Here is a 5,453-nt window from a genome sequence, read left to right as displayed (position 1 = left end):
TCTGCAGCGAAACCAACGGTAAAAGGACGATGCTCAGCTACCCCAGCCACAGAGGCGACAATATCAGGATTTTTGACCAAGGTAATATTGAGAGTGTCATTTTGAGCGCTCTTTTTCATTTTTTGTTCGGCGACCTGCTCCGCTCGGTAGTCAGCGACCGCCGCACAGCCAATAAAAATATCACAGCTTGTCGCGTGTTCCATGACAGTTTGATGCATGTCTAACGCGCTTTGTACATCGATACGTGACACCTCGGTTGGTGTCGGCAGCGACACTGGCCCGCTAATCAGAGTCACCTTTGCCCCTAAAGTAGCGGCGGCTTCAGCAATGGCAAATCCCATTTTTCCTGAACTATGATTAGATAGATAACGTACCGGATCTAGCGGTTCACGTGTTGGCCCCGCGGTTAATAGTACCCGCTTACCGGCCAGCGGCTTAGGAGCAAAAAACGCCTCGCAGCGGGTGACTAGCTCCATTGGCTCTAACATGCGCCCTGGACCAACATCACCACAAGCTTGTTCTCCCGCGGCCGGCCCCCAAATATAAGCGCCACGCCGAGCCAAAGTGGCAATATTTTCTTGGGTAGCGACATTGTTATACATTTGCTGATTCATGGCAGGTGAGATCACCAGAGGCGCTTGAGTGGCTAACACCAAGGTCGTGAGTAAGTCATTGCCCATTCCAGCGGCTAATCGTGCAATCAAATCTGCGGTTGCCGGAGCCAGTAAGACGATGTCTGCCCATTTTGCCAGCTCAATGTGTCCCATAGAGGATTCTGCCGCAGGGTCAAGTAAGCTATCGGCTACGGGGTGCCCAGAAACAGCCTGCATCGTAAGTGGAGTAATAAACTCTTTGGCTGCGTGGGTCATCACCACTCGTACTTCTGCGCCCCGCTCAATAAAACGACGCGTTAATTCTGCACATTTATAGGCAGCAATACCGCCACTAATGCCAAGCAGAATTTTTTTTCCTGCTAATGTTTGCATGCTTGAATTCCTCAAAATAGTGGGCGCAATGTTAGCACAACTTCTGAATAATGTTGGAGCCGTGTCAACAGACCCGAGGCTGTTTTACGGCCATTTAGCGGTTATCGCACTAAACTCGACCTGCCTTCACAGATATTTTTTTCTCGTTATGCATCATAGAGCAAGAAGCTTTAGCTTCCCTTTAAAGCGCGATGCAAATAATAAAATAACAATAGGCCGAAAGGATGCTGATTATGACCTTTTTGAAAAGCAGAACCAAACTTTTACTGTTAACGGTGATACCACTTATCGTGATCACGGCGTTACTGACCGTTGTCAACCACTGGAACAACCGTCAAGCTTTAGAACAAGAATTGAGCCAATATCGCGAACAATTAGTTGAAACTCGTAAAGCTGAATTGCAAGCATATTTGATGATGGGTGTGACCGCAGTAAAGTCGTTATATGAGCAAGATCGCAACGGAGAGAATAAAGCTGCGGCGAAAGCGTTATTAAAAGCGATGCGTTTTGACAGCGATGGCTACTTTTTTGCTTATGACTCGCAAGGCATTAACACATTACACGCCATCAACCCCGCGTTGGAAGGAAAAAATTTATACGGCTTAAAAGATGAGAATGGCGTTGAAGTGATTGCCGGTTTAATTCGCGCCGCCAAATCAGGTGATGGTTTTCTTTACTTTTCTTGGCATAAACCAACGATTGATGCACAAGCGCCAAAATTAGGTTATGCGGAATACCTATCCAAATGGGATTGGGTACTGGGGACGGGTATTTATATTGATGATATCGATAGCCAAGTCGCAACATTTAGAGCTCAACGTGAAGCGCAGTCGGTTGAGCAATTATGGTCAACCATCGGTTTGTCCACCATCGGGCTCATTATTACTATTATCGTGGTCAGTGTGTTGGTGACTCGTGGCGTTGCACCCTTACACCATGTTGTTGCCTCGCTACAAGATGTTGCAGCTGGAGACGGTGATTTAACCGCGCGATTGAACGTCGAAAGCAATGATGAAATTGGTGATGTGGCAAAAGCCTTTAATGCCTTTATGGATAAACTGCATCCACTGATCCAAGATATTCGCTCTTCTGCTCAAGAGGTACAGGCAGCCGCAGGAGAGCTAGATACCCAAACCACCCAATCTAGCCAACAGATGAACGAGCACAGTTTGGAAACAGACAAAGTCGTGACCGCGGTAACCGAAATGAGTGCCACAGCACGAGAGGTCGCTAATAATACCAATGAAACCTCACAAGCGATCGAGTCGGCCAATGCTCAAATCCAAGAAGCCCAGCAAGAAGTTAACAGTGCCATTGAAGGTATTAGCGAACTGGTGAATGAAGTCAATATGACTTCTGAGGCGATACAAGAGCTGAGTCAGCAGACGGATAAAATCACCAATGTGTTGAATGTGATCGGTGAAATTGCTGAGCAGACGAATTTACTGGCCTTGAATGCGGCCATTGAAGCGGCTCGTGCAGGCGATCAAGGCCGAGGTTTTGCTGTTGTTGCTGACGAAGTTCGCTCGTTAGCGAGCCGCACGCAAAATAGCACTCAAGAGATCAGCAATATGCTCAGCGCACTGCATCAAGGGGTGAATAAAGCGGTGAGCAGCATGAACGTTAGCCAACAGCGTGGTGAAACAACGGCGCAGGAATCCGTGTTAATTAAAGAACGTTTAGCGGGGATTTCACATGCGGTTGAGACCATTCAAGATATGGGGATTCAAACCGCTTCAGCAGCAGAGCAACAAAGTGCGGTTGCTGAAGACATTAACCAAAACCTGGTTGCGATTCAGCAAATCGTCAACCAACTGAGTGACAATTTACAGCTTTCGCAATCCATCAGTACTCGACTTGCCCAATCGGGACAACAAATGGGGAGCTTAGTTAGCCACTTTAAGCTTTAGCGAACATCATTATTGCATGACACATTGATTTGCATCTAAGGGTGACTCAGGCTTGTTATGGCCTGAGTGCTAATCCATTTACACTGTTGTTTTACTACTGGATCTGTTTTACCACCGGATACTAAGGCGCTTTGTGACTGTGATAATGAGCCAATGGATGGGCGTTCGCGATGCATTTCAAATTATTCCCAAGTGAATCAATGCCACGAGAAAAACTACTCACTCGTGGCCCTCAAGCGCTTTCAGATGCTGAACTGCTCGCCATTTTCTTGCGAACGGGGACTCCAGGCATGAACGTATTAGAACTCTCAGACTTTTTATTGCGAGAATCAGGTTCCTTGCGCGCGCTATTTTCAGCCAGTAAAGCGCAATTTTGTGCGCATAAAGGTTTGGGTGAGGCCAAATATGTTCAATTACAAGCCGTATTAGAAATGACTCAACGTTATTTAGCGGAAACCTTAAAGCGCGGCGAAGCCTTAACCAGCCCCCAACAAACCAAGCTCTATCTGTCTTGTGTGTTACGGGATCGTCAGCGAGAAGCCTTCTATACGTTGTTTTTAGATAACCAGCATCGAGTGATACAAGATGAAGTCTTATTTGAAGGTACTATTGATGCGGCGAGTGTTTATCCAAGAGAAGTCGTCAAACGGGCGCTGCATCATAATGCCGCGGCAGTTATTCTAGCTCACAATCATCCGTCAGGCATTGCAGAGCCCAGTCAAGCAGACCGACGGATTACTCAACGGCTGATCGATGCTTTGGCGCTGGTTGATATTCGAGTACTTGACCATTTTGTGGTGGGAGATGGCGAGGTGGTTTCGTTCGCAGAGCGAGGCTGGATATGACTTAAAGGATAAGACACATGGGAAAGGCAAGCGTGTTTAATTCTTATTCAGCAATAAGCAAAAACAAGGGGTCGAGGGATATTTGAAAGAATGTACAAAAAATGCTTAGCTTTCTACGGTTTTCTGTTATGATTCGCCCACATTTTTTAACCTCAGTCAGCTCAATAGAAAAAAAGATCACCAGTTCCTGCAAAAAGGATCTGTTCGGGTCTTGAGCAATGCGTGTCAAGTTAGTATAATGCGCGACCTTTGATAGCCTTGTATGGATTTTCCATAACGGTTTTTAACCTCAACTTCTTATTTAGAAAGAGAGAGGTTCGGCCACCAAGGTTGATATCGAGCTGAAACGATTTGGAGAAGACATTCATGTCACGAGTATGCCAAGTAACTGGTAAGCGTCCTGCAGTTGGTAACAACCGCTCACACGCACGAAATGCTACTAAGCGTCGTTTTCTGCCGAACCTACAAACTCATCGTTTCTGGGTAGAGAGCGAAAAACGTTTTGTTAAACTACGTCTAACTGCTAAAGGCATGCGTATCATTGATAAGAAAGGCATCGATGCTGTTCTTGTTGATATCCGTGCACGTGGCGAAAACGTTTAAGAGGAATTGAGCAATGGCTAAAGGCATTCGCGAAAAAATCCGCCTAGTATCTTCTGCAGGTACTGGTCACTTCTACACTACTGACAAGAACAAACGTAACATGCCAGGCAAATTTGAGATCAAAAAATTTGATCCAGTTGTTCGCCAGCACGTTGTGTATAAAGAAGGTAAAATCAAGTAATTTATTACCCCTTTTCTTGCAAGTAGCAGAAAACCCAGCCAATTTGGTTGGGTTTTTTCTTTATGTGGAAAAATCGGTTCTAGGTTCTAGGTTCTAGGTTCTAGGTTCTAAGTTCTAGAACCTCGTGACCGACTTTGCTATGCTTTGTTCATTCAGTCTCTCTTGGCTAAGGAATGCTGTATGCGTATTGCCCCGCATCGTCGTCGGCGATGGAACAATATCCTGATCATTTTGGTCCTGCTGTTTATCGGGGTGCTGAACATTCCGCCATTACTCAAATCCTATCTCGCTTCTGATCCAAGTGAAGCACAAGCGTATCCCAGTTTATTTAATCTCAACACACCATTACAGGCGATATATACACCAGCGTTTGAGCTAACCCTTGAGCAAGGTGAGTGGCAAGTTATGCCTTCTATTGAACTACCTGCGGCACAATTGGCACAACGTTGGCAGGCGTTAGTTGGTACCGAGGTCGATGAACAAACCGTACGCTCATTACAGCCAAGCTTGAGCGGGCCACAAACCATTGAAGTTTGGTATCAGGGAGTGGAAGAGCCACAACGGATCACGTATTATCAGGCACCGCAGTTTTGGCTATTTAAAAACTGGCAAAATCGCTGGATCGCCATTTCGACCCCAGATGATTACCTCTTTCCTCTATAACGAGTCTACTTTTTCTCTCTTGCTGCAAGCGATAAGGAGCCGTCGTGCCAGAGTTACCTGAAGTTGAAGTCAGCCGTATGGGTATTTCACCGCATTTAATTGGTCAGACGGTAAAACAGTTGACCTTCCGTTGCCCCAAATTGCGCTGGCCAATCCCAGCGGCACTGCATCAGATGGAAGGTCAACCAATTGAAGATATTTCACGTCGAGCAAAATATTTGTTGATCAAAACGCCGATAGGTCGTGCGATTGTCCATTTAGGTAT

The 5,453-nt window shown here is 46.1% G+C and carries 7 protein-coding genes; 6 read left to right on the top strand and 1 reads right to left on the bottom strand.

Going from position 1 to position 5,453, the window contains the following annotated elements:
- Window positions 1-986 (bottom strand): bifunctional phosphopantothenoylcysteine decarboxylase/phosphopantothenate--cysteine ligase CoaBC (gene coaBC, locus B7C60_RS05730; protein ID WP_245868646.1); only part of this gene is annotated, 986 nt, incomplete at its 3' end.
- A 233-nt stretch (window positions 987-1,219) separates the two neighbouring features.
- On the opposite strand from coaBC, the gene B7C60_RS05725 reads away from it, so the two are divergent.
- The 6 genes from B7C60_RS05725 to B7C60_RS17990 form a co-directional block, all read left to right on the top strand.
- The gene (locus B7C60_RS05725) at window positions 1,220-2,896 is read left to right on the top strand and encodes a methyl-accepting chemotaxis protein (RefSeq protein WP_099610826.1); all 1,677 of its coding nucleotides are present in this window, start codon (window positions 1,220-1,222) and stop codon (window positions 2,894-2,896) included.
- Between the two features lie 170 nt (window positions 2,897-3,066).
- Entirely contained in the window at window positions 3,067-3,741 is a 675-nt protein-coding gene (gene radC / locus B7C60_RS05720) for a RadC family protein (protein ID WP_099610825.1), read from the top strand.
- A gap of 366 nt (window positions 3,742-4,107) precedes the next feature.
- Window positions 4,108-4,344 (top strand): 50S ribosomal protein L28, encoded by a 237-nt coding sequence (gene rpmB, locus B7C60_RS05715; protein ID WP_099610824.1) that lies wholly within the window; start codon window positions 4,108-4,110, stop codon window positions 4,342-4,344.
- 13 nt (window positions 4,345-4,357) lie between these two features.
- Window positions 4,358-4,525 carry a 50S ribosomal protein L33 gene (rpmG, locus tag B7C60_RS05710; RefSeq protein WP_001051800.1) on the top strand — a complete coding sequence of 56 codons (168 nt, stop codon included), beginning with the start codon at window positions 4,358-4,360 and terminating at the stop codon, window positions 4,523-4,525.
- A gap of 180 nt (window positions 4,526-4,705) precedes the next feature.
- Complete coding sequence (locus tag B7C60_RS05705) at window positions 4,706-5,188, top strand: hypothetical protein (protein ID WP_099610823.1); 483 nt, start codon at window positions 4,706-4,708, stop codon at window positions 5,186-5,188.
- Window positions 5,189-5,232: 44 nt separating this feature from the next.
- The coding region (locus B7C60_RS17990; RefSeq protein WP_281251658.1) for a DNA-formamidopyrimidine glycosylase family protein at window positions 5,233-5,453 on the top strand (221 nt) is incomplete at its 3' end.

Origin of the sequence: Vibrio fujianensis, assembly GCF_002749895.1 — a bacterium.
Classification (GTDB): Bacteria; Pseudomonadota; Gammaproteobacteria; order Enterobacterales; family Vibrionaceae; genus Vibrio; species Vibrio fujianensis.
The sequence above is the reverse complement of the archived record's forward strand: the minus strand, read 5'-3'. Positions and strand labels throughout refer to the sequence as shown.

Excerpts from the sequence above, each read along its gene's own strand:
- B7C60_RS05725 (WP_099610826.1), top strand. The coding sequence starts at position 1,220 with ATGACCTTTTTGAAAAGCAGAACCAAACTTTTACTGTTAACGGTGATA.
- radC (WP_099610825.1), top strand. The coding sequence starts at position 3,067 with ATGCATTTCAAATTATTCCCAAGTGAATCAATGCCACGAGAAAAACTA.
- rpmB (WP_099610824.1), top strand. The coding sequence starts at position 4,108 with ATGTCACGAGTATGCCAAGTAACTGGTAAGCGTCCTGCAGTTGGTAAC.
- rpmG (WP_001051800.1), top strand. The coding sequence starts at position 4,358 with ATGGCTAAAGGCATTCGCGAAAAAATCCGCCTAGTATCTTCTGCAGGT.
- B7C60_RS05705 (WP_099610823.1), top strand. The coding sequence starts at position 4,706 with ATGCGTATTGCCCCGCATCGTCGTCGGCGATGGAACAATATCCTGATC.